The sequence below is a fragment of the Cutibacterium namnetense genome, from assembly GCF_001642025.1.
Classification (GTDB): Bacteria; Actinomycetota; Actinomycetes; order Propionibacteriales; family Propionibacteriaceae; genus Cutibacterium; species Cutibacterium namnetense.
Map to the genome: position 1 here is coordinate 294260 of NZ_LWHO01000001.1, position 23867 is coordinate 318126.

12 protein-coding genes and 1 pseudogene are annotated in these 23867 nt (G+C 60.5%); 4 read left to right on the forward strand and 9 right to left on the reverse strand.

Translation table 11 applies throughout. The features are described 5' to 3' along the window. Window positions 1-47 precede the first annotated feature (47 nt). From treZ to A5483_RS12255, 9 genes are all read right to left on the reverse strand, one after another. Window positions 48-1769, reverse strand: coding sequence for a malto-oligosyltrehalose trehalohydrolase (gene treZ / locus A5483_RS01210; protein ID WP_063810777.1), 1722 nt, complete (start codon window positions 1767-1769; stop codon window positions 48-50). Further along, the gene (gene treY, locus A5483_RS01215) at window positions 1766-4303 is read right to left on the reverse strand and encodes a malto-oligosyltrehalose synthase (RefSeq protein ID WP_063810938.1); all 2538 of its coding nucleotides are present in this window, start codon (window positions 4301-4303) and stop codon (window positions 1766-1768) included. The genes treZ and treY overlap by 4 nt, the downstream gene beginning before the upstream one ends. A gap of 75 nt (window positions 4304-4378) precedes the next feature. After that, window positions 4379-5341: an aminoglycoside phosphotransferase family protein gene (locus A5483_RS01220; protein ID WP_063810778.1), complete on the reverse strand. Its 963-nt coding sequence runs from the start codon at window positions 5339-5341 to the stop codon at window positions 4379-4381. A 460-nt stretch (window positions 5342-5801) separates the two neighbouring features. Next, entirely contained in the window at window positions 5802-6461 is a 660-nt protein-coding gene (locus tag A5483_RS01225; protein WP_241497659.1) for a hypothetical protein, read from the reverse strand. A 47-nt stretch (window positions 6462-6508) separates the two neighbouring features. Continuing rightward, the gene (locus A5483_RS01230; RefSeq protein ID WP_042843199.1) at window positions 6509-7210 is read right to left on the reverse strand and encodes a hypothetical protein; all 702 of its coding nucleotides are present in this window, start codon (window positions 7208-7210) and stop codon (window positions 6509-6511) included. A gap of 45 nt (window positions 7211-7255) precedes the next feature. Further along, entirely contained in the window at window positions 7256-7945 is a 690-nt protein-coding gene (locus A5483_RS01235; RefSeq protein WP_063810780.1) for a hypothetical protein, read from the reverse strand. Between the two features lie 6 nt (window positions 7946-7951). Beyond that, window positions 7952-12907 carry a DUF6531 domain-containing protein gene (locus A5483_RS12675; protein WP_284961424.1) on the reverse strand — a complete coding sequence of 1652 codons (4956 nt, stop codon included), beginning with the start codon at window positions 12905-12907 and terminating at the stop codon, window positions 7952-7954. Between the two features lie 897 nt (window positions 12908-13804). Then, entirely contained in the window at window positions 13805-14086 is a 282-nt protein-coding gene (locus A5483_RS01245; protein WP_063810781.1) for a hypothetical protein, read from the reverse strand. A 76-nt stretch (window positions 14087-14162) separates the two neighbouring features. Beyond that, a complete protein-coding gene (locus A5483_RS12255) occupies window positions 14163-14369 on the reverse strand; it encodes a hypothetical protein (protein WP_161485330.1) in 207 nt (68 codons plus the stop codon). Window positions 14370-14454: 85 nt separating this feature from the next. Between A5483_RS12255 and A5483_RS01250 the strand changes: the two genes are divergently transcribed. The 4 genes and pseudogenes from A5483_RS01250 to A5483_RS12310 form a co-directional block, all read left to right on the forward strand. Next, window positions 14455-17028: a hypothetical protein gene (locus A5483_RS01250; RefSeq protein WP_193790409.1), complete on the forward strand. Its 2574-nt coding sequence runs from the start codon at window positions 14455-14457 to the stop codon at window positions 17026-17028. Beyond that, window positions 17025-18323: a type 1 periplasmic-binding domain-containing protein gene (locus A5483_RS01255; RefSeq protein ID WP_063810783.1), complete on the forward strand. Its 1299-nt coding sequence runs from the start codon at window positions 17025-17027 to the stop codon at window positions 18321-18323. Before A5483_RS01250 ends, A5483_RS01255 begins: the two co-directional genes overlap by 4 nt. A gap of 94 nt (window positions 18324-18417) precedes the next feature. Then, the gene (locus A5483_RS11040) at window positions 18418-22689 is read left to right on the forward strand and encodes an FtsK/SpoIIIE domain-containing protein (RefSeq protein ID WP_161485331.1); all 4272 of its coding nucleotides are present in this window, start codon (window positions 18418-18420) and stop codon (window positions 22687-22689) included. After that, window positions 22626-23468, forward strand: a pseudogene (locus A5483_RS12310) (serine/threonine-protein kinase); the annotation flags it as partial. The gene A5483_RS11040 and the pseudogene A5483_RS12310, both read left to right, overlap by 64 nt. Window positions 23469-23867 lie beyond the last annotated feature (399 nt).

Here is a 23867-nt window from a genome sequence, read left to right on the forward strand (position 1 = left end):
AGGGGGCCTTAGGGGGCTGTAATCATCAAGTGCGTCGTCGTGCTCCGTTAATCGGTCAGGACAACACATCCGGGGCTGGTCAAGGTGACCGACCCCGCCGCGATCTCGTGGGTTCCCTGCGCCAAGGTGCAGGAGGGGCTTTTAGTCAGCCCTGTGACCGTGACGGGGGTGTTGCTCCGGCTTGCCACGACGACCAGACCCGGACGTTTCATGATGACGGCGTCGGGGGATAGCGCCTCCATCGTTGTGGTTTCGAGGCTGTGGGTGCTCTGCTGGGGGAGGCAGGAGCGAACGTGGAGCAGGGCGCGGTACCAGTCGAGCATCCGTGCGTGCTTTGGCTCGTGGCGTTCGGCCCAGTTCAGCTTTGCCGACTGGAAGGTCTCAATCGATTGCGGGTCCGGGATGACGCTGTGCCACCCCATTTTTTGAAACTCTCGGCGTCGTCCCGTGGTGACTAGGGGCCCAAGCTTGGGGCCCAGGTCGCTGAAGAACGGGAATGGGGTCGACGCTGCCCATTCCTCACCCATAAAGATCATGGGTGTGAAGGGGCCCAGTAGGTACAAGGCGGCGGAGGCTGCTTGGAGGTTTGGGTCGGTGCCGTTGTGTCCCAGCCGATCTCCTGCGGCCCGGTTGCCAACCTGGTCATGGTCTTGGATGAAGCTGACGAAGGATGCCGCGTCGTAGTGGGTGCTGTGGACGTCTACCGGTGCTCCCCAGTTCTGGTTTCGAAACGATGACCAGCCGCCGTCGTGGACGAATACTTTGGTAAACGCCTTGACGAGGGTCGCGGCGCTCCCAAAATCGGAGTAATAGCCGTCGGTTTCACCAGTGAAAAAGGCGTGCAGGGAGTGGTGGATGTCGTCATCCCACTGCATCGTCATGCCGCGGGCTCCCGCGTTAACGCCGACTGGAGTGACCGTGTCGGGCTGGTTAAGGTCTGATTCCGCGATGAGGGTCAGCGGGCGGGCGATTTCCTGCGACCATGCAGCGACCCGGGTCGAGAGTTCAGCGAGGATGTGGGGCTCGGAGTCATCGATGAGGGTGTGGACGGCGTCCAATCGCAGCCCATCGACGCCATAGTCGACGAGCCACTGGTGGGCATTGGCGATAACGAATTGTCGCACCGGGGAGTTGTTGTCGCCATCGAAGTTCACCGCATCGCCCCAGGGAGTCGGGTGGTGGTTGAAATAGGGCCCAAAGTTTGCCAGGTAGTTTCCCTCGGGTCCCAGGTGGTTGTAGACGACGTCAAGGATGACCCCAAGTCCTTTGGAGTGGGCTGCGTCGATGAACTGCTGGAAGGCAGCTGGACCGCCGTAGGTGTTCTGGGTGGCGTAGAGATCGACCCCGTCGTATCCCCAGCCCCGGGTGCCAGGGATCTGGGCGACGGGCATCACTTCAACGGCCTCCACCCCAAGCTCGACGAGGTCGTCAAGGTGGTTGATCGCAGCGGCGAAGGTGCCCTGCTCGGTAAAGGTGCCGATATGCATTTCATAGAGCACCCGGCCCTTGAGGTCTATGCCTTGCCAGGGTGCCGGTTCGCGAGGGGTGTAGACCTGTGACGGGCCGTGGACGCCTTCAGGTTGGTAACGGCTGCGCGGATCGGGTAATGGATCGCCGCCGTCCAGGACGAACTGGTAGCGCTGGCCATCCCTGAGGGGCTGAGGAAGCGTCCACCATTGACCGTCGCGGGTCATGTTGAGCAGCTGTCCGTCCAGGAGAGTCTGGACTTTTGTGGGGGCGGGGGCCCAGACAGTCACTTGGTTGGTCATCGTCTGTCCTCATTGACCAGCAGCGCAGCGGGCATGTCGTCAAGGAGATCGGCAAATTTAACCGCACCTCCGTGCCGTGTCTTTCCCGTGATGGCGTCGGTGAATGTCCCCTCCGGCAGCACAACTTGATGGTCGGCCCAGCCACCTCGCCCTTCCAATGCCCCAGCTAGTCGAGTTGCAACGGTGATGGCTGTCGGAGGCTCGTCGTCGATTCCGCGGGCAAAGGCCACCGCGTGACCGGTGGTTGTCGCGACGGGGCGGTAGCTCGCATGATCACCACGGAAGGCGTCGGTATGTCGTCGCCGCACATCCAGGGCTCGGTGGACCACGAGCAGCTTTTCGGCGTCCAGACGGTCGTCATCCGCTATTGCGTCGAGGTCTTTTGACTCTAAAGTCTGCAATAGCCTGTGGGAGCGCTCGTGGTCGACCGGGCGACGATTATCCGGATCTACCAGTGATAAGTCCACGAGTTCACAGCCCTGATAGGTGTCGGGTACTCCGGGCATGGTCAACTGCACGAGGGCTCGCCCAAGGATTGCGGCTCGTACTGCAGTGCTGGTTGTTTCGGTGAAGCTATCGAGGGCGTTGGCTACGGAGTCGTCATTTAGGCAGAACGTCGCGAGATCTAGTAGTGCCGATTCGTAGTCGACGTCTGGGTCAGTCCAGGTGGTATGGGATTTAGCTTCCCGTACCGCCTTCGTGAGGTAAGTGATGAGTCTGTCATCGCTGATGGGAGTAGCCCCGGCAGCTGTTCCGGGCAGGCGCCAGGTGCCAGCCAAGGTCTGCCACAACAGGTTGATCGTCGCGCCGTCTAGTAGCTCAGAGCGCTGGCTAGCGGTGGCGGTCTCCAAGGCTGTGATGGTTTGATCCCAGTGTTGCGGGAACTCCGTGAGGGATGCCAGTCGGGCACGAACATCGGTCGATCGTTTCGTATCGTGCGTTGACAAGGTTGTCATCGTTGTTGGGAACTTTTCGCCGAGAGTGCGCGCAAAGTCGTGGAAGTCATCAACGGAAATCCCGGCCACTTCGGGGTCGCAGCCGACCTCGTTGACTGCGGTAAACCGGGTGTAGCGGTAGAAGGCGGTGTCTTCCTTGGCTTTTGCCATTACCGGGCCACAGGTTTGGGCGAAACGCACCATGAATTCGTCGCGGCTGGCCTGTACTGCTGGGTCGCTCGAAGGCCCGAGGCGCCCGCATACCATGTCGACGACCAGTTCAATAGTGTCGTGTTCTTCTTCGGGTAGCTCTAGACGAGCTAAGCCTGCCGCAGTCTCGATAGCCTTCATTTCGCCGGGCCCGGGAACTCGGCCAGGCTCGAGGTAGGCGCGGTAACGGTCCATTGCTACGAGCAGCTCGGTGATGGCTCTTGTCAGCTGACGGCGGGTGTGGTCGCGCAGCATGATGTCAGAGGCGCAGATGTCCATTGCAACGTTTGCCAGTCGGTTGAGCTCGGTGACGAGCATGTCGTCGAGCACCTCGCGTTTAGCTTGGTTCAGTTCGGCGGGGAAGGAGACTTTTGACTCATCGTCGGCACAAATGTGCTCGTAGCGGGTGCTCAGCGGCACCATGCCGGCTGGGTCGATAAACAGCCCGTCGACGCGTAGCAGGGAGTCATAGCCAGTTGTGCCGGCGCATGGCAGTTCGCAGGACAGGGTTTCGGAGGGCTCTAAGATTTTCTCGACGACGACCCAGGCACCATTGGTGGCTTGTTGCAGGTCCGTCAGATATTTGCGTGGATTGGCCAGGCCGTCCGGGTGGTCGATGCGGAACCCGTCGATGAGCCCGTCATGGTAGAGCTGCAGTAGCTTGGCATGGGATGCTGTGAAGACGTCGTCATCTTCCACCCGGATGGCCGCCAGGGTGTCGACGTTGAAGAAGCGGCGATAGTTGAGCTCTTCGGCAGCAACCTTCCAGTAGGCCAGCCGATACCACTGTTGGTCGAGTAGTTCAGCTAGCGGTAGGGATTCAGTGCCCGGACGTACCGGGAAGACGTGATCGTGATAGACGACGACGTGTTCAGCGTGGATGGTGCCGTCGTGGTCGGGGATGTCCCGGGTATCGATGTGGATGGTGCCTGCCGTCAGCTCGGTGCCGATGCGATCACCGAGGATCGCCATAAGGATCGACAGTGACGTGGAGATATCAACGTCGAACCAGGTTGCGTACGGGGAGGAGGGCCCGTCACGCAGCAAGCTCCACAGCGCGGAGTTGTGCCACAACGGTGTCGGTACGGCCATATGGTTGGGGACGACGTCGACGACGATGCCCAGCCCGGCGTCATGGGCTTTGGTACACAGCCGACGAAAATCCTGTTCGCCACCGCACTCCTGCGAGATCTGGGTGTGGTCTACGACGTCATAGCCGTGAGTAGATCCAGGCGCGGCCTGCAGAATAGGGGAGCAGAACACATGACTCACGCCAAGAGCAGCGAGGTGGTCGAGCTGAGCGGTGGCGTCGGCGAAGGTGAAGTTCTTGTTGAACTGCAGACGGTACGTTGAGGCGGGCGCGGCGGACGGAGTCTTGGAAGTCGTCACGCCATTCACTGTAAGGGGGGCCTCAGACAGGCTGGTGTGCTTCCGTGTTCTGAATCGGGGTGCTCAGCCCGATAGTTAAGCGAGATGCTCGGAGGCCCACAACCAGGCGCGCAGCCGACTCGCCCTTTCGCGCTGAAACTCGCGCAACTGGGGCATTCCAGCAGGGGCGGGCTTGCGGCATTCGCGTTCCGAGAGCCCTAAAACGGCGACGAGGAGGTCAACGATGGGTTCAACTGCTGGTTCGCCGTGAGTGGACGGGCAGAATTCAGCTGCGACGCGCTTGACAAGGTTATCGGCGCGATTCCACCGTGGGGCGTCAATCGGATCGGTGTGAATGATGTCGACGATGAGCCCAGCTGCGTCGACCCATGCCGGGCCTATCCGGGCGTGGGACCAATCGACGAGAACAGCTCCATCTGTGCACAAAAGTACGTTGTCGGATCGAACGGCGCCATGGATAACGGTGTCACCGCAGGAGTTGCGGGCGAGCCGCTCGACGCGTCCGGCGAGATCGGGTAGACGCTCGATGAGCCAGGGGTCGAGGTCTGCGGGGGTGTCGGCCAGGAACTGCTCCCACACCGATGGGGTCTGTTGCAGGAGCGCCGAGAACGGTTCCCACTGCTCGTGGGAACTGGCCGGCGTTTCGGTTAAACGGGACAGGGCAGCAAGGGTGGTGTCGATGTTCTCGTCTGACCAGGGCAGACGGGGGTGAGGGCCCTCGACGTCGGAGGTGACCATGCCCACCCATCCGTCGACGTCGATGCGACCGAGCAGGCGTGGGGCGGGGGCGGTGTCGGGCAGGGATGACAGCAGGGTGGCTTCGTGACGGTTTAGGTTCGGGAGGTCCTTGTTGATGTCGGGGTGGCCAACCTTGACGAAGGCGTGAGAACCGTCAGCGGTGACAACCCGCGAGGCCACACCGGGGGTGGTGCCCTGGGTCTGGACGTTGTCGACGGAAACCGGGGACCCCAGGATTTCGGCAACTCGATAGTGGACCGAGTCGGGCAGTTCATCCCAGCGGACTCGTGACGGTTTCATGGACGCCTCCTCGTGACCTTGGCCCAAACGATAGTTCACGGCACGGTTAGCGTGACGTTTAGGTCCTGAAGGCAGGTGCAACATCTTCTAACGTGTGGGTGTTTGAACCGCTACGCGAGGGCGTGATTCCTGCCCCAAGGCTGCTCCCCCTGCTGATTGAGCCCAAAGCCGCCGTTCATTTTCGCTCTAATTCATGAGCAGCGTGTTAGTCGGTGGTCGACGCCAAATCGGCACCACAGGCCATGGGACAACAACAGATAAGGAGTTCCGAGGAAGAGTGTGAGGTAAAGCCATCCTGCGATGCTGTCCTTGACCCCCTCGGAGTCACTCAACAGCATCGATACCATGGCCCATGTCATCCCGGATCCTAACGACAGGAATACGGGAACGAAAATACGTTCTTGGGAGAAGACTCGTGGCTCGTGTGGATTGGTTGTGGGGTCAGTTGGTGTGACCGCGGTTAAGCGGTGGCTGGTTGGACGAGGGCATTGAGGCGAGTGACAGCGTCAGGGTGAGTGGTGTAGTAGCTGGTGTGGTGGTCATAGATGGCGGTCGCAAAGATGTTTCGCCAGTGTTGAGCCCAGGTCGGCCAGTCTGGATGGTTGGGGGAGCCTTCCGGCAGATCGATGGCTCGGGTGTGGAGGGTGACCAGTAGGTGGAGGAGTGCCCGGTCGATGTCGTGAGCGTGATGGTTGACGCGTACCCGGTGTCCCGACTCATCGGTGATGAGGTAGCAGTTGGGTGTGATGGCAAGTTTCGTGATGCTGTGGGCGTCGATTGTGCGCCGGAAAGGGCCGATATGGATAGAGATGGTGTCGTCGTCGATGTGGGTGCGGTAGAGCAGGGAGTAAAAGACCATGATGTAGCCGGGAAGGGTGACGGCCAGTTGGCAGCCTGTGGACAGAATGGGATAGCCGCCCGGGTTGGAGATGACCCACCGCAAGAAGGGGGTGGTAATGACGGCGATGATGAGTCCCCATTTGATCCATTTCCGCGAAGGGCGCAGGTGCTGGGGGCTGGCTGGGTCCTGCGCCGACAGGTCATCGGGTGCGGAAGTGGCAGGCTGGCCCCAGGGCTGCGGGGCCCATGGTTGCGTGAACGTGAGTGGTTCGGCGGTCATGGTCATCTTTCTGTGCGGGGCTGGACGCTTGCTACGTGACGGATCTGTTAGTCATCGTAGTGGTCTGGTGGTGGGGTGAGGGCGTTGAGGCGTGCTAGTTGTTCGGGGTTGGCGTTGTAGAAGTCGCGGTGTTCTCGGTAGGTATCGGCTGCCAGGATGTTGCGCCATATTTGGGCTTGTTCGTCCCAGTTGGGGTCGTTGATGTTGGCTTTGGGGAGTCGGATTCGGCGGTGGTGGAGTTCTTCGAGGAGGCGTAGGTAGAATGGGGCGTAGTCGTATCGGTGGTAGTCGATGTTGATTTTGGTTTTTCCGTCCCAGATTTTGTAGCGTTCTACACCGATGTCGAATCGGGTGATGTCGGTGAAGCGGATTTGGCGGTAGAAGAAGGGGCCGAATCGGGTCCAGACTTTGTCGTAGTCGACGCCGTATCTGCGGAGTGTAACGTCGCTGAGAATCCAGACGGGCGTTCCGAGAAATAACGCGATGCAAGCCCACCCTGTGAGTGTGTCTCTGATGCTGTCGGAGTTGCTGAGGATCATTGATCCCATTGCCCAGGTCATTCCTGCTGTGAGGGGTAGCCATACCGGGACTAGGCCTCTGGCTTGGGAGAATACGCGTGGGTGGTGTGGGTCCCAGCCCATGACGCGTAGTGCTTCTTGGACTCGGTAGGCTCCTTCGGCGGGTAGTTCGAGTGATGCGTCATCGTTGGGGCCGAATTCGCGTGGCCCGGCACTGTTGTCTACAAACATGGCATCTGTTATTTGGACGCGTGTAGCCCGGGGAAGCTGGTGGTGTTAGTCGTCGTAGTGGTCGGGTGGGGGGATGAGGGCGTTGAGGCGTGCTAGTTGTTCGGGGTGGGTGTCGTAGAAGTCGCGGTGGGCGACCCAGATGTCTTCGGCGAGGCCATTGCGCCATATTTGGGCTTCTTCGTCCCAGTCGGGGTCGTTGATGTTGGCTTTGGGGAGGTGGATTCGGCGGTGGTGGAGTTCTTCGAGGAGGCGCAGGTAGAAGAGGGCGTAGTCGAATCGGTGGTAGTCGATGTTGATTTTGGTTTTTCCGGCCCAGATTTTGTATCGCTCTATTCCTACGCCGATTCGGGTGATGTCGTTGAAGCGGACTTGACGGTAGAAGAGGTGTCCGAATCGGGTCCAGACTTTGTCGTGGTCGACGCCAAATCGGCGCCACAGGCCATGGGACAACAACAGATAAGGAGTTCCGAGGAAGAGTGTGAGGTAAAGCCATCCTGCGATGCTGTCCTTGACCCCCTCGGAGTCACTCAACAGCATCGATACCATGGCCCATGTCATCCCGGATCCTAACGACAGGAATACGGGAACGAAAATGCGTTCTTGGGAGAAGATTCGTGGCTCGTGTGGATCGGAGCTCATAACGCGCAGTGATTCTTGCAAGCGGTATTCGTCGTCAACCAGATGTATAGGCGCGTTGTCCATGTCTGCTGACAGATAGCGGGGCTCGATGCTCATGGATGTTCATTTCCTCAAGTGGTCTAAGTGTATGCCAGGGAAGCCAGTGTGGAGGGAATTGCCAGTGCCCTTGGCTATGTGCTTGAGCACGCTCTTTCCTGTCTTTCCGGGATCGTATGAGTCTTGGTGGTAGTCGATCATTGCGGTGAATCCATCCGAGATAGCGTTGCTTGTGCCAGACCATGCGGCTTCCTTGCCTGCTTCGACCAGGCCGCGCTTGAAGCCCTGGGGGCCGTGGTAACCGGGCATGGTCGAGGGCGCCAGGCTGTGGGTTGGGAGCTTTAACATAACTTCCGAGATCCCCTGTAGACCAGCCTGAAGATTGGCAGTCATAAATCCTGCAGCCGTAAAATGCTTATTATCGGACAAAGAGGTATCAAGCACATAATTAGTGTTCGCAGTCGTGAACTGTGACGCCGTACTACCAGTAAGTTTCTTTCCCAGGAACAAAGCGGATACATCGTCGCCGTCCTTGACTGCCAGCTTGAGCGCATTGTCGGCGGCTGTCCTGCCGTTAAGTTTAGTTAGTAAACTAGTTCCTGCCTCGCTGACTGTTTTATCAGCTGCGTATTTCTCCACTAGGGCTGCGGCGGTGTCGGAGTGTTTCAAAACCTGGGAGCCAACAAGGTTGGTGGTGCCTGCCCCGACACCACCCACAGCGCCGCCGATGATTGCATCCTTAATGACAGTGCCCTTGTTTACATTGCCGGTTGTGTATTTCTGGGAGCTGGCGGAGAAACCTCCTGAAATGAGGGCCCCGGAGATGATTGCAGCGCCAAGGGGGCCACCGAAACCGGTCGCTGTCACGGCAATACCGAGACCGATAACTAAAGCTCCACCGATGAATTCTGGAGACAGGATCCGGTCTTTGTGGGTGGTCCACCAGTGGCTGATCGGATCGGTGATGTGATGCGCGAGTGCACTGACGGAGTTGGCGACATAGTGTGCGAGTGTGCCGACGGGGTGGGTGATGGCTGCGAGTTGGCCGTCGGTGACGGGGTGAGTCCCGAAGGGGTCGGTGAGGGCGAGCGGGTTGTTGTTGGCGTAGTCGTAGGGATTGTTGGCCCACAGCGCGCCGGCGGGCGGAGCTAACGGGTCAGGAGACAAGAAGGTAGTGGTAGTTGGGTCGTAGAGGCGCGCCCCCCACCAAGGATGCCCATCAACCACTAGCGCGTTCCCGGCCATCCTGATCGCCTCGGGGACACCCTCAATAGTGGCCGTGGCGGGCTGGTAAGGGTTGTCAGGGTCGGTCGGCATGGCCTCACGCCACAGGTTGGTATCGCCGATGGGTGTGGCACCGAGGATGCGTCCTCCTGGCAGGGGAAGCACAGGATGACCATCAATCGAGGTAGGGGCCCCGGTGACGAAGTCCCAGTCCACTCGCACCTGCTGGTCCCCAGTGGTGATACGACTGGCGCGCCCCAACGCATCGACGTGAGTCGATAAGGTCGTGGAGCCGGTGGTGATGCCAGACAGCCAACCCCGCCCATCCCAGGAGTAACGCTCACCCGGGCCGTCTGGGCTGGTCGCACTGACGCGCCTTCCCGCCGCGTCATAGCGATACTGGATGGCACTGTCGTGCCCGTTTGCACGCGTACGCGTCTGTGTCAGGTGGCCTTCCTGGTCCCAGGTGAAGATGGTGTCTGCTTCGGAGGTGGCGTGACTGGTGAGTCGGCCATAGGCGTCGTGAGTCCAGGTGTGGTGGGTGCGGGGTCCGGTCGCGCTGGTGAGTGACCCCGCCTCGTTATAACCGTAACTCCAACGCCCTGATGGCCCCTCTATCCCGGTAACCCGCCCCTGGGCATCACGGGCGACACGCGTGACGCGCCCATCATGGGCATACCCACACACCAGGCCGCCATCATGATCCCAGTGATCGTGATGGTCGGGCGTGGTGACGTCGGTGAGTCGCCCGGCACTATCCCAGGCCAGACTCGCGGCACCTAAGGCGGAGTGAGTAATCTGGGTGGGTAGCCCATCGCCCCGGTAGGTGTATGACACGGTTGCGTGGGTGTCATTGGCGCGGGTCAGGCGGCCCTCACTATCCCAATCCCAGTGGTGGCGACTGATGACCTTACCGTCACCGTCGGTGGTGGTGTGGTCACAGACGAGACCGCGCACATCGACGCTGATAGTGTGGTGAACGGGAACCTCAGGATCGCTGTGGTCGTCAATGTGAAGCTGGCGGGCCTCAAAGTCCCACCACCTGCGGGTGGAGACCTGCCCGTCAATGGTGACTGTTTCTACTCCGTCGCGCGTGTCGTAGCTAGTCGTGGTGCCGTCAGGGCCGGTATGACTGGTGAGACGCCCCGCTGGGTTCCAGGTGTAGCGGTGGGTTCCGCCGGCAGGATCGGTGGATTCCACAACCTGATCTAGCTGGTTGTACCGGTAGGTCGTTAGCGCGGTGGCGTCGGTGGTGGTGACCAGTCGTCCGCGTTTATCCCAGGTGTAACGGTGGACGCCGCCGGCGGGATCGACTGCTGTGATGAGTCGGCCAGCGGTGTTGTAACGGAAATGTCGGGTTCCGGCGACCGGATCCCAGGTGCGCGTGGGTCGTCCACACGCGTCATAGTCGGCGGTGAAGGTGACGACCTTGCCCACTTGCGTCTCTACGAGCCGCCCCACAGAGTCCCAACGGTATTCGGTGGCGACCCCGGTGGGGTCGATAGTTTCGATTAGTCGGGAGTCAGCATCGTAGTGGTAGCGAGTGACCGCGCCGGTCGGATCGGTTGTGCTGGCCAAGCGCCCAGCCGCGTCGTAGGAGTAGCGCTCTTGCAACCCGGTGGGGCTCGTGACGGTAGACAGGTGTCCCACCTGGTCATAGTCAAGCTGGGTGGGTGCGCCGGAGGGGTCAGTGAGCACGGCTGGCAGACCAGCTGTGTTGTAATCGATGCGGCTCATCGCACCAAAAACATCGGTGCTTGAGACGATGCGCCCGTAGTCATCGAACTGATCGGCGGCTATCACCCGACCCGCAGCATTCGTGACCTGAGCCTGGTGAGCGGTGCTAGTGGCGTGCAGACTCACCCCGGTGGGGTCGGTCAGCGAGGTCAGTTCTCCGATGATGTTGTACGAGGCGCGCCAGTGGGCCCCATCCGGGTCTTTCACTGCGCACAGCCGGGCCATCGCGTCACGCAGGAATCCCCAGCTGGCTCCGTCAGGTAGCCCTATTCCCGCCAGATCCCCCACTTCGTCATACGACAGTGTCGTCGCGGCACCGGTTGGGTCTGTGATCATGGTGATCTGGCCATCGGGGCCCCAGGCGTAACGGGTGCATCCACCGTCAGGGGCAGTGGACGCCTCAAGGCGGCCGGCATCATCGTAGTCGTAACTCCAACAGGCTCCGTCCGGGTCGGTACGCTCAACGAGACGGCCTGCCTCGTCATAGGTCAACTCGGTGCGATACCCCAACGGGGTGAGGATCTGGCTGATCTGTCCAGCCTCATCGTGGCTGAACTGCCACGTGGCACCAACCCCATTCGTAATGGCCATAATCTGGCCATACTCGTCGTAGTCGACACTGATGCTCGCGCCGGTAGCATCGACCAGTTGGCGCAGTAGACCCCGATCCCACGACATCGTCAGGGTGGTGGCGTGGGCATCGGCGAGGCGCACGGGTGTGCGTTCGGTGCCCTGGTAGTCCAGGCGTACCCGGAGCGTGCCACCACTTGAGATCGTCGTGAGCCGGTCAGCCTCGTCCCAGCCGTAATCGATAACCCCGCCGGTGGGCAATGTGGTGCGGGTGCAATGGCCCCGCCCGTCATAGGTATGACGGATGACCTTGCCCGCACGATCAGTAGCGCTGACGAGGTTGCCGTAGCGGTCATACAACATGGAGGTGCGCTGCCCGTCGGCATCAATGATCCCCACCGTGCGACCCCGGGCATCACTAATCCACGTATTGCAATGATGCCCCTGCCCGTCATCGGCGACGGTTACCCCACCAGGAAGATACGTGAACCGTGTCAGGTGTCCTGTGGCATCCCGCTGGGTGCGGATCCTTCCGGCCTCATCAAAAGTGTTGACGCAATGCGCCACACCAGACGCATCGGTAACCTGGCAGAGCAGCCAGCCGTCCCACTGGTAGCGGTGAACCCCGTCCGGACGGGTCACCTTCACCAGACGGCCCTGTGCATCGTAGCTGTAGCACACCTGGCGGCCATCACTGGCCACAGCCTTCACCAGACGGCCCTGCGCGTAGCACAGGTCTACCGACCGGCCCCACTCGGAGTGCATAGAAACGACCATGCCATCACGGCGTTCGATCCATATCCCATCACCCGCTCCGGAGGTCGAACCCACCCAGGCACCCTCAGCGGTGAAGACCAGCCGGCTACCAGTGTTGTCGGCAACGATCCACACGGGCCCAGCCACGGTAGCGCCCTGAACACCAGTTAGATCAGCAGCATCGCCGCGTGAAATCCACACATTGCCCTGGGCGGCCCGCCATGGTCCCTCGACAGTAGGGCAGCCCTCAGCAGTGGGGGAGCCGCTGGCGCCATTGCGGCCCGTGAGCGGGAACACGATCTCGCGGCCGTCATCGCGCACCCAACGCGCCTGCTCATCAGTGACGATCAAACGCTGATCCAAGATCGTCGACCAGCCGGGGCCTAACACCCCACACGCCTCAGGCTCGTCGTGAGCAGCGGCCAGTGTCGAGTTGTACATCCGGGAGATCACTAGCCCCTGGCTCGGCCCGCCAAAAGCCAGGTCCGTTTCGGGGAGCACGAAATTCCCGGTAGCTGAGTTCACCGGATCCTCGATATACCCGGTGGCAGGATCAATCCCACTCAACGTGGGCGAGGATACCTGAATATCCTCCCGCGTCACACTCACCCCAGCGGCCCGCAACCCGGCCTCCAACGCCACATCGGCCAACTTCACCGACCCTGTGCCCCCGGCAGCAGCGAACGCCCGGCCAACCGCCTCTAGCCACGTCACGTCAGCATCATTGAGGCCCATCCACCGCCGGTACTGGCCGAACAGGCCATCCACAATCAACGATCCGTACTGGCATCTGGCACGGAATTGTTCATACAACCCTTCTAGCGCCGACGCAGGCGTCAGCCCCCGGTTTGCTCCGCTGATCAGACGGGCCCCACCGGTCAGATTTGCTGGAACCGCACTCGAGATACCTCCAGAAGGCCCCCGTAACCCCTGGTTTGCTTGCCGTGGCCTCGTCTCGGGGGGCTTCACCCACCGAGAGGCGGGGGGAGTCGCTTTCGGTAGGGGTGCATCATCAGAACCGAACAAGCCATGGCCTATTTCCCGGAGCTTGTCCATACCCTGCTCGAACAAGCTCTCGTTGGCATGTGAGGCCAGATAGTCGCGCACCTGCTGGCGCCGCTCGTTCTCCTTACGGGCCTCTCCAGCCAGGTACTCGATCTCAGCGGCGGTCTGGGTGAATGCCGCAGAAAACTCCGTCGCATCAGTCGAACACACCCGCATGTTCTGACGGAACACCTGAGAGAAGAAGCCCCGGAACTCGGCCGCTGCCATCGACTCGGCTCGGCCCCGTTCACCCTCGAACGTGGTTACCTTGCCCGCAGCCTCGCGGAGTTTAGCTGCGAACTCAGTCGCCACCGCGAAATCAAACCTCACAGGATTCTGGTACTCACCCAGGCCACTCGTATCAGACACGAAAACCCCACACTACAGACACAACACTGGCGGATAGCCCCACACCTGCTGGAATCAGACAGTGCAGGATGTGGTAACAACATCTAAATGTTCAGAGAATGTTTCTCGTGACGTCACGTCATGGTTATAAACATGACGTCATAGTTATGAAGAAACGAGATGTTAAACGGAGAATGGTGGCGGGACGGTACACCGTCCCGCCACCACGTAGAAGCATCCTTACTGGCCACCACCAGCAGTGAAGATATCAGTCGCGATCTTCTGCAAGTTCGCCCGCAACTGCTCCAACTCGGCCTTTGCCTTCTCCAAGGCATTCCGAGTCTCAGGCCACACCTGCCCCCGGAACTGGGACGCCAACGGGCCATCCCACACATCAGGAGCAGACAACCGCTGACCCTGGTTATCCAACGCCTGGATCTGATCGGTCAACCCGCCATTAACAATCGACTGAATCTGACGAATGGCCTCCTTGGCCTCATCAGTAGACAACACACGAGACATCAAACACACTCCTACGACAATGTGGCATAAAATCTAACCTAGTTGACGGCAACCACCAACCAGAATTTAGTATGGATCATACCGCCAACAGGGCCAGACACGCCACCAGTGCTTCTGACGAATAAAAATGGCGGGTTGCAAGGAGGGCAACAGTGCGACGATCCCACCATTGGTACCTAGGCGCAGCCGTGATTACTGCTTGTAGTTGTGCTGCTTTGTCAGTGGCAGCGCCTGGTCCGGTAATGGCAAGCCCCGCTTCCATTCCCGGATCGACTGGCGTCACGATGACCATAGATCAGCGTGGAGCGGTCACCGGTATGGGTTCTTCCTCTGGAGTCCCACTCGCACCGACGTCGGATGCCACACACATGCCATTCCGTGTGATGGTGACTTACTCTCATGACGGTAAGGTCTCCTCTGATCCCTCCCTCGTGAGCGGGGTCGATGGGACAGTCGGTATGGACGTGACCATCTACAACACCACCGGCCGCTTGGAGACGGTAAGCGCTGATGTTGATGGGCATGCGCTCTCCCGTGAAGCTCTCATTTCCACTCCGATGACCATGGCTGGCAGCGCCGTACTTGATGGCGTGGACCCCTCCAAGGTCGTCACTGCTGCTAATCGCAGCAAGCGCACCGATCCCGCCGGAAATGGGGTGATCGGTGTCAATAAGGATGGTAAGACCGTGGTGCAGTGGGCTGCGCTCACCGGCGTTAACCCGCTCGGCTCTGTGGCTCGCTTCTCCTTGGTCGTCAATGCCCATGACTTCCACGTTCCGACTATGAACCTCGCAGTGACGCCCGGGTTTGGTGTTCAAGATGTCGGAACGAAGGACGAGAACGCCCTTGTCATGTCCACCATCAAAACCCTGACTGAGACTAATCAGGTACTCGATGAGTCAGGCAAGGCGGTTCAGTTGGCCAGCCAGCGCCTCAACGAGGCCGGATCCAACATTGGCGACAAGACGATCAATGACCTGAAAGCGTCAAGTGCTCGTATTGACACCAATGCCAAAACCACGGCACAAACTGTCTCCCAGCTCGCAGGACAGACCAGCGCTGCATACCACGAGACGGGAACACTCATCGCCGGACAGCTCGCTCAGACCACGGCGACGATGAAGAGCCTACTCGGGGACCCGCGTTCGAGTGCGCCCCAAATATCGGTGGATGCCCCCACCTGCAAAATTACGGCTAAAGCTGAGTCATCTGAGAAGACACCCGATGAGCCCGCAGCCCATGATGTTCTCAGTGTCATCCACGGCCTGTCCGCCCGGTTGGATGCCTTGTCGAAGACGAGCGGGAAATGCCAGAAACTAGTAACTGCCGACCTGGCCTCGTTCCTGGGCCCCACAAATCCCGATGCCAAGACGTGCGCCACGAACTCCAATGGGCTGTCCTGTGCTCTGTACGCCCAGAAGGAGCATCTGAGTCAGGACATCCAGAACCTCACCGATCAGAATGCTCAGCTGGCCGTGCAGTTGCGTAATGGGTCCCAAGGCAAGATGCTGGCATCGGTACAGCAACTGCGGTCGAACTTCGGGGACCTACAACGTGCCGTCGACGACCTTTCAACGGATTCCCCGCAAGCTTATGGCGATAGCTTGAAAAGAATGGAGCTGGCCCTTGCGGTGATGACTAATGACGTGACCGCGACCCGGGCTGAACTCGACCAGATCCACACAAAGTTGCAAGACGAGCTCTCCCTGCTGGATCAGCAGGACCATCAGATTACGGCCGTGAAGCGCGAGGTCTGCCTGGCCTCCGGGCAGACTCTCCCGGCCCGTGAAGCGCCTCCGACTCCTAATCCGACGAGTTCTGTGAGCCCGACGCCGAGCGCGGATCCGTCTGCACCATCAAGGCCAGTCCAGCACACCATTGATCGCCAAGAGGGGATCCGATTGGTCGGCATGCTGTCGTCCACGACATGCCCGATTGTGGATCCTGGCCCCGATGTGCCCTTTGAGGGTCATCGCCACCTCCATAGCATTGCGAACCTAGCGGATACCAACTCCCAGATTCGTTCAGGTATGGAGGAAGCGGTCAAGCAGACTGATATGCACCATCCCGGGGTGATCATTGGTTCTCGAGTGGCCCGCAGATTGGACCATCTCGACGCCACACTGAAGATCCTGGAGATCACCCTTCGCAAGGCTGAGGACCAGAGGAATGCTGGCATGACCACCCTTGCTGAGCACATCGAGTCCATCAACAACAACATGGCGGCCACCGCCAGGCAGTTGCAAGACCTGGAGAAGTACTCCGCAGCAGTGGGAGGCGAACTTTCCACCCTGGGCACTGATCTGGACACCGCTGTCGTCAGCACACGCAAGGCTGCTGACAAAGAGCTTACGGGTGACTTGGCAACCTCGCTCAAGGGAGTCGGATCGATTCGCGGTCGTGGGCAACAGGCCATCGGACAGATGTTCGGACAGTTCACGAATAATCTCACCGAGCAGTCGGAACACGTTGCCGCTGAGGGTGACCGTACGGTTGGACTGGCCAATGAAAGAGTCGCCTCGACCAACGATCATCTCGCCGGTCAGATGAACACTGCCATGCAGGCGCGCTCCGCGGAGACGAAGAAGACTGCTAACGGGGCCGTCGCTGACGCCGAACAGGTCTCGAAGCTGCTCTCTGGCGATATCGCGCGTGTCCTCAACGACATTGGCCAGCACACGAACCGCGGCGGTGGACTACTCGGTGCCATCAGCACTTCGGCTAGTTATCTCACTGTGGCTGACGACAAGATGGCCGATGCCAACACCCAGACCCACGTCGCCCAGTCCACCCAGCGCACGGTGTACGGAAACACCCAAGTGGACGACGCTGCGAGACGAGCCAGCTTGGCGCGCCTCGAGACGCCTCTGAAGATCAAGTCGAATGGCGGCACTGTTTCGGCTACTTGGATGAGCGCACGAATCGAGGGCCGCGCGTCATGAGTGAAGGTAAAGACGAGCAGGTTCAAGATGGGCAGGTAAAACCCCCTTCGGCTAAGGCCCGGAAGGGTTTGTCGCCCAGACGAGTGACGATCGCCGCTGCCGTGGTCGTCATCTGTGCGGTGATTACTGGGATCGTGGCGTGGAGAGGCAGCGACGCTGACGGCACGCAGCCTCCTGAGCCCTATAAGGGTCCCAGAGTCGAGTTAAGTCTTGGCAAGGTGCCAGCCCATGTGCGGATCGGTCTAGTCGTGTCGTACACGGAGAATCCGCGCGAGGGCAGAGGTTGGATCGGGAATGCCCATGGGGCCCAGGTGGCCGTATGGCGTCTGGCCCAAGGCGGCGACGATGTTGAGATTCAGGTTGTCTCTGACAAAGGCAGTGGGCGAGGAGCTAAGGATGCCATCGCCCAACTTAAGGAAGCCGGCGTGACAGGGATTGTTGCCGCCACGAGCGGTCCTCACACCGAGGTGCTGGCCGAGGAGGCCAGCCGGGCTGGTATCCCCATTCTTCTTCCCTATGCCACGAGGCCGGACCATGCCCCTGACGGTGCATGGTTCGGGGTCCCTGGCGTCACCCGTCAGGACGACCTCATTGAAACCCAGGCCACGAAACTCGGATGCAAGCGTTTTGCGACGCGAGGGGCCGGGCTGCGGGCTGCAGATACGACCGACATCCCGGTCGATAACAAGGGGCAGGTCACCAAGCAGTTCGTCGAGAAACTAGCGAAGGATCCCAAGACATGCGTGTATCTCGAGGATCTTGGCCCTGTGGTGGCATCGGACACTCCCACCATTGTCTCCGACTTGCGCGCTGGAGGGGTGACCGCACCGATCTTCCTTGGACCCCATGCGACCTCGGCGGCAAGCACTGTGGCACTGGTGCGCAACGGTGCCATCCCCAACGGGATCTACAGCCTGGGGGTGCCGTCTGACGGGGTAGAGGCGGTCAGCCTCGCTGGTAACGAGGAATCCCGCGCTTTCTCCGAGGCCGTTACCCACCTGACAGCCTCCAATGCGAAGTCGGTCATCGATCCGTCTAAGTCGTTCGAGACATATTCCGGTGAGGCCGATGGACGTTCTCATGACGCGGTGGTCACACTCATCGCAGGTAGCGTGAAGGCCAACTCCAACCATGCCGAGGATGTGCGCACTGCCCTGTCCAGCCTCGACATGTCGAAGTTGCCGTTGGTGAACCGCCCGGACGCCACTGGAAAGATGACGATCGAAAACGGGGTCCAGATCGTGCAACTCGCCAACGTGCAGGGTGTTCCGGCATGGGTGCCAGCCACGAAGTGAGACGTGGTGGATGGACCCTGCAGGCCGCGGCGGCAATGATCGATCGCATGCGGTGCCGCACACCGTGCAATGGGTGGGGTAGACAATGCGAATCGTGATCTCGCAGCAAGGCCACGAACGAATCTTTTTCGTGACCAATGCCGAGCCGACGACAACCCTTCAAGAGGTACTGGAAGGTGCCCACATCGACCTGCGCCATTTTGAGCGGGTCTGGGTGGACGGCCGGGAGGTCGACCAGAACCTCGGAATCCATGAAGTAGGACTGTGTGAAGGTGCAGTGGTGTCCGATGCCCCGGGGACAACCGGACCTGCGGACCGCCGGGTGAGTGGCTACTGGCAGCTGGTTATGGTCGGCGGCGCCACCTGTGCTCGTGCGTACGATCTCCCCGTCAGCGGGCTGGCACGCATCGGGCGTTCCGATGAGGCTGAGATATCGCTTGAATCGGCGTCGGTGTCGTGGTCACACGCGGTGATCAACGTCGCCGAGGATGGCGTTCAGGTTGTCGATCATGAGTCAGCTAACGGCACCTACCTCAATGGCAAGAAGATCGGTGGAGACCCTACCCATCCCACGCCGATGCGACAGGGTGATGTGTTGTCAGTCGGAGGCGTATGCTTCATGCTCACCGACCCTCGCCAACGGGCGGCGCAACGTGCGCACGGGGTAGTCGGGACGATGCAGACGGCTGGGGCCGGTGGACGTATCGTATTTAATCGGCCACCACGTGCCGCGCTGCCTCCCCACGCGGGACAAGTGAGCGTGCCGGTCCGTAAAGATCCGGACAGCCCGGCACGCTTCTCCTGGATTGCGGTCATCGCTCCACTGCTGATGGCCGGGCTGCTGGTGTTTGTGCTCGGGTCAGTGCGTTATGCCTTCATCGCGTTGCTGTCACCGGTGATGGCCATCGGGTCGTGGGTGGAGCAGAAGCGCCGAAACAAGAGTTCCGATAAGGATAACGAGCAGAAGTATCGGGCGGCCCTGGAGACCGCACGCGCCGAGATCGAGCAGGCAGCGGCCAGTGAGCGTTCTCGGGCGCGCGCTCAGGTGCCCTACCCGCACGAACTCATTGACGCAGCCACAGGTTCGACGTCCACCCTGTGGCAGGTTCGGCGTAAGGATCGTGACTTCTACACAGCCACCGCAGGGACTGCCAATATTGCGTATATGCCGACTCCGAGTTCGCATGGCGGCCCTATGCAGCCACGCACGAAAGCCCTGTTCGACCGGGCCGTGCTGCGTGCGACTCCACTTCTCATCGATCTGCATGCCGGCCCGATCGGGATCTGGGGATCCCGGGAGGACTGCCTGGCCATTGCCCGTTCGCTGGTGTGTCAGTTGGCCACCTTGAGCGGTCCAGCCGATTTCCGGCTTGCGGTCGCCACCGACGAGAGTCGGGCGGAGGACTGGCGGTTCACCGCTTGGCTGCCCCATACCCAAACGGGAAGCACCAATCCTCACGAGCGATTTATCGCCTTCGATACGACACTGGCGACGTCAATGCTGCGTGGCTTGCGTGACTCCCTCAATACTGCCGAACCTGCGTCGATGATCATCGTGGTTGACGACCTTGCGCTGACTCAGGGCAGGGATTGTCCACTGCGTGACATCCTCGAGTATCGTCCCGAGCGTAGTGAGCAGGCTGCCCAACGATTTGTCAGCGCAATTATCGTCGCACCAAGCGTTGATCAATTGCCTTCGTCTTGCCACACCGTTATTCACGCCAAGGCTGACAATGAGGCTACGGTGGTGATCCCGTCCCAGGCGGAGCGCACACCCCATGTTACGGCGGCGGGCATCGACGTGGATACGGCACAGGACTGGGCACGTCGGCTCGCTCGGTACGACGATCCGAGCGCGGCGACCAGCGGCGGCGGTCTTCCCGGGCTGGTGCATCTGTTCGACATCCTGGGGTTTGACCGGGAGACCATGGATGCGTCCACCATCGTCGAGTCGTGGCACCGATCTACCGGGCCGAACGTGCCCCTTGGTGTGTGTGACGACGGCACGTTCGTATTCGATCTCGTTGAGGATGGTCCGCACGGTCTAGTCGGTGGCACCACTGGTTCGGGCAAGTCTGAGTTGTTGCGGTCGTTAGTCGCGGGATTAGCGGCCCGGGTCGACCCTCAGCATCTCACCTTCATCCTCATTGACTTCAAGGGTGGTGCAGCCTTCGCCACCCTTGACCAGTTGCCTCACACCATCGGTACATTGTCAAACCTCGAGCCATCCTTGGCGTTCCGGGCTCTGCAAGCTCTGAATGCTGAGCTCAAGCGTCGTCAGCAATGTTTTGCTGACGCAGGCGAGGGTATCGACAATATCGACGCTTACCTGGCCACGAACCCGGACGAGCCGATGCCACGTCTGCTGCTGGTTATTGACGAGTTTGCCCAGTTGGCCAAGGAATATCCGGACGTGCTGTCCGGGCTGGTCTCGCTGGGTGCCGTCGGTCGTACTTTGGGCGTCCACATGATCCTGGCCACTCAGCGCCCTGACGGTGTTGTCAATGACGACATCCTAGCCAACACCAATATGCGTACTGCATTGCGCGTGCAGAGCCGGGAACAGTCGTCCAACGTCATTGGGGTGCCCTTGGCGGCCAGCATTGGGCGAGAGCAGAAGGGACGCGCATACATCAAGTTGGGCGAGGAGGACATCACTCCCATCCAGACAGCACTGGTGACAGGTGCCAGCGGGTCAAGCGGCTCCCAGGATCTTCACGTCGATCCGATGACCTTGGGAAGCGCCCCCGAGGAGCACGCCATCCGTGCCAACACCGCCGAGGCTAGTGACATGGATGTTCTCATCCGATGGATCACTGAGGCTAACGAGCAACTTGGACTCGGTTCGGCTCGTCGGGTGTGGCCCGAGCCGCTGTCCGATCATGTCGAGCTCGTCCTGGAGTATTTTCGTCCCACCATGCATCAGGAACAACAGGTGGTGCCGAGCTCGGAACCAACGATCCTTGACGTGGCACTCTTTGACGATCCGGACCACCAGCGTCAGTACGTCTCTGGATGGAAATTCGCCACCGAGAACCTTGTCCTGGCGGGTATGCTCGGATCCGGTACATCCAACACCTTGGCCGCGCTGGCGTTGAGGATTGCCGACACCTATGCCCCCGGCGAGGCCGACATCGTCATCCTGGACGTGTTTACAGCGTCGCTGGATCGGTTGGAGAAACTTGCCCACGTGCGCGGCTATGCCGGGCCGGGCAATACCAGTGAGAGTCGTCAACTTCAGAAACGAGTGTTGCGCTACATCTCAGCAGAACTAGAACGGCGCAGCGCGCGTCCCCATGACAGCTTTCCGCCACTATTCGTTCTTATTGACGGATTTGCCACACTGCGTGAGGCCTACAGCGATGTGGCCGATATGTCGCTCATTGAGAGTTTCTATCAAGTCTGGGCCAAGGGCCCCGCGATGGGAATTCACTGCGTCGCTACGACGACCCGTCTCAAGGCGCTGCCGCCGGCCATCAGCGATTTGACCGGCCAAAAATGGTTGTACCAACTGGCCGATACCTCGGAATATCACCCGATCGTTGACAAGGACAATCACCCTGCCAACCAGCCGGGGCGGTTCGTCTCGACAACCCGAGCGCATCACGGCCACGTCGGGCTTCCCGAAGACATCGACGCTGCAGTAGCGGCAGTTAACGAGTTCTGGGGAGTGGATTGCCTGCCACCCTTGGTGCAAGAGTTCCCGAAACGGGTGGCGCCCGAACAAGTGGCCAGGCACCTTTCCTCGAGCAACGAGACGTGGCAGATACCAGTCGGCATCAACGAGGCCGACCTCAATCCGTACGTTCTGGAAGCCTTCGCAGGTGAGCACGTGCTCATCAGCGGCCCGGCTCGCAGCGGCAAGTCCACGATGCTCGCCGCGATCCACCAGATGCTGATGCAGCAATCCCCGAATACCAAGGTTCTTGTAGGTGCTCCGCGTCGTTCGCCGCTACATCAGATGCTGCCTGACGTCATGCTTGTCGAAGAACTGGTCGACGTTGTGGCGGCACAGAGCGCTGTCTCTGAGCGATGCATCGTCATGATTGATGATGCGCACTTGGTGGCCGATGAGAGTCAGGTCCTGACACGAGTGCTGGCCACTCCAGACTCGCCTCTACTGTTCATCGTGGCGGGTCGCAACAATGACCTGCGCACTCTGTACAGCCACTGGACGGGGCAGATCCGCAAGTCGCGGCTCGGAGTGCTGCTCGTGCCGGACGTCGACTACGACGGGGATCTACTGGGTGTGCGGTTGCCGAGACACCCCGTGGCGACGATGAGTGAGGCGCGCGGGTACGGATGTCAGAATGGTGCCGCCACCCTTATCCAAGGCGTCACCGTGAGTACGGAGGGACACCGGTGAGCACTGTCCTACCCTTCGACTTCGGGTCCGGCTACCAGGTCATTCGCAAGATTGGGCAGGGTGCTTCTGGGCGCGTGTTCGAAGGAATCGATCGAGTCCATGGAGACCGTGTCGCCATCAAGATTTTGCGTTCCGACCTCGACGATGATGCGCAACTGGTACAGCGGTTCGTCAACGAGCGTCGCGCTCTCACTGAACTCGAGCATCCGCGCATCATTTCCGTACGTGACCTCATCGTCGACCAGGGCATGCTCGGAATCGTCATGGAATTGGCGACCGGCCCCACCCTCGGTGAGCAGCTGGCGGCCAACGGTCCAATGGCTCCTGCGGCGGGCCTGGCAGTGGTCGGGCAGGTGGCCCAGGCTTTGGCCTACGCCCATGACCGTGGCGTGGTTCATCGTGACATCAAGCCGGACAACATCATTCTCACCAACGTCGATGACGTCGACGATCCTGGGGTGAAGGTCGCTGACTTTGGTATCGCGAAGATCCTTGGCGAGTCCTCGACGTCCACGCACCTGGTTGGCACTGCGCACTACATGGCACCCGAATTCATCCGCGACAATGTGCTGAGCCCCAGCCTCGACGTGTATGCCTTGGGCGTGACGCTGTATCAGACGCTCTCTGGACAGTTGCCGTTCGGCACAGGCCAGGACAACCCTTACGCCGTCGTCCAGCGTCATCTGGGGTCTTCTCCGGCGGTGATCCCGGGGCTCGACGATCGGGTGTGGGGTTTCATCTGCGGAATGCTCGTCAAGGACCCGGCCGATCGTCCGCCTGCCGCCGATGTGGCCAATTGGGTTGGTGATCTCATCGCTGCTGTTGAGGGCCAGCCGCCACTCACCGTGCCCGAAGGAGCATTGGTTCCCCACGCAATGACCATGCTCCGGCAACCTACGTCGCTGACGGTGCCCGAAGGCGACGAGGAGTCGGTCAGTGCTGTCGACGATGCCCCGGCCCCCATTGACCTAGAGAATCTGCGCACCTTGGGCAGGCCTGCGTCAGTCACCATGCTTAAGGCTGGCCCACAACTGGACGTGGAGGTGCCGGACAATGCACCGGTCGAGACTGAGCCAGAGGAGACCTGGTGGTCGAGCCGTACCCATCGAATCGTCGTCTATGCTGCTGCGATTCTCGCCGTCGCAGCAGTGGTCATCGTGTGGATGGTGGTCGGTGGG